This window comes from Candidatus Nanopelagicales bacterium, from assembly GCA_018003655.1.
Lineage (GTDB): Bacteria > Actinomycetota > Actinomycetes > S36-B12 > UBA10799 > JAGNDY01.
Map to the genome: position 1 here is coordinate 26,139 of JAGNDY010000019.1, position 4,646 is coordinate 30,784.

Genomic DNA, 4,646 nt, shown 5'->3' on the forward strand with positions numbered 1-4,646 from the left:
GAAGGCTCCGGCCAAGAAGTCCGCAGTCAAGAAGGCCTCCTCGTCGAAGGCATCGAAGTAGTGGATTCGGGGTACCCGCAACGCTCTGGCGAGGATGCTCAGACTGAATTGGGACTGACGTCTGATGCCAACATCGGCGAATTGTCCGGCATCTCCGAGTTGCCGCTCGAGGAGCAGGTCGTCGCGTTGGAGGAACTGCACGCCTCGCTGCAGGCTGACCTTGACCAGGCCGGAGCCGCTGAGGTCGGCAACGGCAGCTGACGGCAGGCTGGAAGATGGCGCGCAGACGTCTCGACGCTGAGCTCGTGCGCCGTGGACTCGCACGTTCTCGAGAGGTAGCCCGAGAACTCGTCGAGGCGGGCTCGGTGGAAGTGCGCGGCATGGTGGTGACAAAGCCGGATCGGCAGGTCAGCGCCGATGAGCCAGTGACGGTGAAAAAGGAACCTTCGTCCACCTGGGTTTCGCGGGGATCGGGCAAGCTCATCGGGGCGCTCGACCATTTCACGGAGATTTCGGTTGCCGGTCGCGTGTGTCTCGACGCGGGTGCCTCTACCGGTGGATTCACCGATGTGTTGCTGAAGCGCGGCGCACAACGCGTCTACGCCGTTGATGTCGGCTACGGGCAACTCGCGTGGAGTCTGCAGACCGACGACCGGGTGACATTGATGGATCGAACGAATGTGCGCAATGTGACTGCCACGCAGTTCGACGGCCCCGTGTCGCTAGTGGTGGCTGACCTCAGTTTCATCTCGTTACGCACGGTGTTGCCCGCTCTGGCCCTCGTTGCCGATGTGGCGGCCGACTACGTGCTGATGGTCAAACCTCAGTTCGAGGTGGGCAAGTCGAAGATCGGCAAGAAGGGTGTTGTGCGAGACCCGCAACTTCGCGCGGAAGCGGTCACCGCAGTCCTGACCGCAGCGGCAGAACTCGGCCTGGGCTGTCACGGAGTTGTTGCAAGTCCGCTTCCCGGCCCGAATGGCAATGTCGAATACTTCGTTTGGTTACGGCGCGGATCAGCCAACGTAGGGGAAGATGACGTCGTGCGTGCCATAGCGGAGGGTCCAGCCTGATGAGCGCCTCGGAAGAGTCGGGGACTGTCGTGGACTCCGAACGCGGAAGTGAACAACGGGCCGTCTTTGTGCTTCCGCACGTCTTCCGCGATGATGCTCGCGAGTTCACGCGGCAAGCTGCCGAGGGACTCGTTGCGCGCGGCGTCGAGGTTCTGATGAGGGCCGAGGACGCAGCCATTGTTGATTCAGTGGCGGTGACGGCGGTGGACTCCGACGATGCGGTTTCCGACTGCGAACTGGTGATGACCTTCGGTGGTGACGGCACGATTCTGCGCGGCGCCGAACTCGCTCGTGGCCACGACATTCCACTGCTAGGCGTGAATCTGGGACACATGGGCTTCCTGGCTGAGTCGGAGCCGGAAGATCTTCCGTCGGTCATCGCCGCGGTCGTGAACCGCGACTACGCGGTCGAGTACAGGCTCGCCGTCGACCTCACATTGGTGACCGCCGACAATGAACGAATCAGCGGCTGGGCACTCAACGATGTCAGCCTGGAGAAGTCCTCACGCGCACGAATGATCGAGGTCATGGTTGCAGTGGACGACCAACCGCTGTCCACCTGGGCCTGCGACGGTGTCGTGTGTTCCACCCCCACCGGTTCTACCGCCTACGCCTGGTCGGCCGGTGGCCCGGTCGTATGGCCGGATGTTGAGGCGTTGCTCGTCGTCCCGATCAGCGCCCACGCCCTGTTCAGTCGACCGCTCGTCATCAGCCCTAGCAGCGAGATTGACATTGAACTCACTGCTGACTCGCCGCCGGCGATCATGTGGTGCGACGGCCGGCGATTGATCGAGGTCCCGAGTGGTTCCCGAATCGAGATTCGTCGCAGCGCCGAACCAGTCGCACTCGCGCGGGTACACCCAGATCGATTCTCCGATCGACTGGTGGCCAAGTTCGCGCTGCCCGTCAGCGGATGGCGGGGCCGCCGAGACCCCGGAGGCACGCAGTGATCGAGTACCTGAGTCTGCATGATCTCGGCATCATCAGGTCGGCACAGATTGAACTCGAGCCCGGACTCACCGTTCTGACAGGTGAGACGGGGGCCGGCAAGACCATGGTTCTGTCCGCACTGGATCTGTTGCTCGGAGGCAAGACAGCGACCGGTTTGGCAACGTCCGCGCAGACCCGCGTGCAGGGCGGCTTCCACTTGCGGGCGGATCACCCGGTTCTCGAGCGGGTCATCGAAGCTGGCGGAGAGGCCGTCGATGGGGAGCTGATAGTTACCCGCACCGTTCCCCAGGGCGGTCGGAGCCGAAGTATTGCCGGCGGGGTTGCTGTGCCGCAGTCACTTTTGTCCGAAATTGGCGAACAACTGGTCGCGGTTCACGGGCAGTCGGAGCAGGCGCTGTTGCGCAAGGAATCCGTTCAACGCGACATGCTCGACCGCTTCGGTGGCGACGTGTTGGCCGACGCGTTGCTGCGGTACGCGATCGACTACCGAGAGGTTCGCCGATTGGACGAAGCAGTCCGCGATGCGGTCAGCGGTGCGGCGGATCGGGCGCAAGAAAGTGAACGACTGCGCGCTGCACTCGGGCAGATCGAGGAAGTCGCACCAGAGCCCGACGAGGACGTCTCACTTGCGCAACGGGCCGCGATCCTCGGGAACGCCGCTGAGATCCACGCCGCTGTTGGGTCGGCGGTCACCGTCCTGACCGGTGACAGTGACGGACAGGATTCACTGATCGGCAGCGCCGCCGTCGCCAAGCGTGCGCTGGAATCGGCTGCCTCGTTGGATCCGGCACTTGCGGAACTGGCTGCTCGACTCGCTGAGATCAGCATGCTGAGCAATGAGCTCGCGATCGACCTTTCCAGCTATCTGACTGGCTTGGAATCAAGTCCGGGGGAGTTGCAGGCCGTAGAGACTCGTCGCTCCCAGATCGTGGCTCTGACCCGACAACACGGTCCTACGGTCGCTGATTTGTTGGACTGGTCGAAGCGGGCAGCTGCCCGCGTATTCGAGCTCGATCGAGCGAACGACATCGAGTCCCTGATCGAGCAGCGGACGGTGGCGCGCGCCGGGCTGGCCTCCCTCGCCGACGAGGTGACCACCGCCCGTCTCGCCGCAGCGGAGCGGCTGATGGAGCAGGTCAGTGCGGAGCTCGCTGGCCTGTCGATGCCCGATGCTCGAATCGTCGTTGAGGTCACTGCCAAACCACACCGCGGCGAGGGCGACGGTCTTGAGCTTCCAGGCGAAGCTGAGCCGGTTGTCTTTGGACCGCACGGTGTGGATGAAGTGCGGCTATTGCTCGCTGCTAACCGCGGCGCGGCACCGGCAGACATCTCCAAGGCGGCCTCCGGCGGTGAACTGTCCAGGGTGATGCTCGCCCTCGAGGTCGTGCTGGCGGCACAGGCGAGTGCCCCAACCTTCGTCTTCGACGAGGTCGACGCCGGAGTGGGCGGCAAAGCTGCGGTGGAGATTGGCCGACGCCTCGCACGCCTCGGGCGCACCGCCCAGGTCATCGTTGTGACGCACCTGCCCCAGGTCGCTGCATTTGCCGACCATCACTTGTACGTCAGCAAACAGGACGACGGCCAGGTGACCGTCTCTGATGTACGGATGCTGTCGCCAGAGGATCGGGTCCGAGAACTTGCGCGAATGCTCGCCGGTCAAGAGGAATCGGCGCACGCGGCCGCCCACGCGAGCGAACTATTGGATCTTGCCGGCCGTGAGCGAGCACAGGCTGCCAACGCCGTCGGGTCACCGCGCTAGCGAAGCTGCGACACGCGGCGGGAACGCCGCACGCTGTCTGGACCCCACGTGGCGCTGATAGCCTGACAACCCGTGAGCCCGACAACAACGAAGCACGTCTTCGTCACCGGTGGAGTTGCCTCGTCGCTTGGGAAGGGACTGACGGCCTCCAGCTTGGGAAACCTCCTCGTGGCCCGCGGTTTGCGGGTCACGATGCAGAAACTTGATCCGTACCTCAACGTCGATCCTGGAACGATGAATCCGTTCCAACACGGTGAGGTCTTCGTTACCGACGACGGCGCGGAGACCGATCTGGATGTCGGTCACTACGAGCGCTTCCTCAACCACAACCTCAACCAGTCGGCGAACGTGACGACGGGGCAGGTCTATTCAGCCGTTATCGCCAAGGAACGCCGGGGGGAGTACCTCGGCGACACAGTGCAGGTGATCCCGCACATCACCAACGAGATCAAGTCCCGCATCCTGGCTATGGGTGGCCCCGACATTGATGTGGTCATCACTGAGGTTGGTGGCACCGTTGGTGATATCGAGTCGCTGCCGTTCCTTGAGGCTGTTCGTCAGGTTCGCCACGAAATCGGTCGGGACAACGTCTTCTTCCTGCACGTCTCGCTGCTGCCCTACATCGGTCCATCCGGTGAGCTCAAGACCAAACCAACACAGCACTCGGTGGCGGCTCTGCGCAGCATCGGCATCCAACCCGACGCGCTGGTCCTGCGGGCGGATCGGCCGGTACCGGCAGGCATCAAGCGCAAGATCTCGCTCATGTGTGACGTCGATATGGAAGCGGTCGTCGCGGCGGTCGACGCTCCGAGCATCTACGACATCCCCAAGGTGCTGCACTCCGAGGGTCTCGATGCGTACGTCGT

At 63.5% G+C, this 4,646-nt stretch carries 5 protein-coding genes; all 5 read left to right on the plus strand.

Annotated features, from left to right (window positions below; translation table 11 throughout):
• A partial coding sequence (locus KAZ48_04760) for a hypothetical protein (protein MBP7972087.1) occupies window positions 1–261 on the plus strand: 261 nt, incomplete at its 5' end.
• Window positions 262–275: 14 nt separating this feature from the next.
• Window positions 276–1,070, plus strand: a complete 795-nt coding sequence (locus KAZ48_04765) for a TlyA family RNA methyltransferase (GenBank protein ID MBP7972088.1) — start codon at window positions 276–278, stop codon at window positions 1,068–1,070.
• Entirely contained in the window at window positions 1,070–2,020 is a 951-nt protein-coding gene (locus KAZ48_04770; GenBank protein ID MBP7972089.1) for an NAD kinase, read from the plus strand. The genes KAZ48_04765 and KAZ48_04770 overlap by 1 nt, the downstream gene beginning before the upstream one ends.
• A complete protein-coding gene (recN, locus tag KAZ48_04775; GenBank protein ID MBP7972090.1) occupies window positions 2,017–3,780 on the plus strand; it encodes a DNA repair protein RecN in 1,764 nt (587 codons plus the stop codon). The genes KAZ48_04770 and recN overlap by 4 nt, the downstream gene beginning before the upstream one ends.
• 72 nt (window positions 3,781–3,852) lie before the next feature.
• A partial coding sequence (locus KAZ48_04780; protein ID MBP7972091.1) for a CTP synthase occupies window positions 3,853–4,646 on the plus strand: 794 nt, incomplete at its 3' end.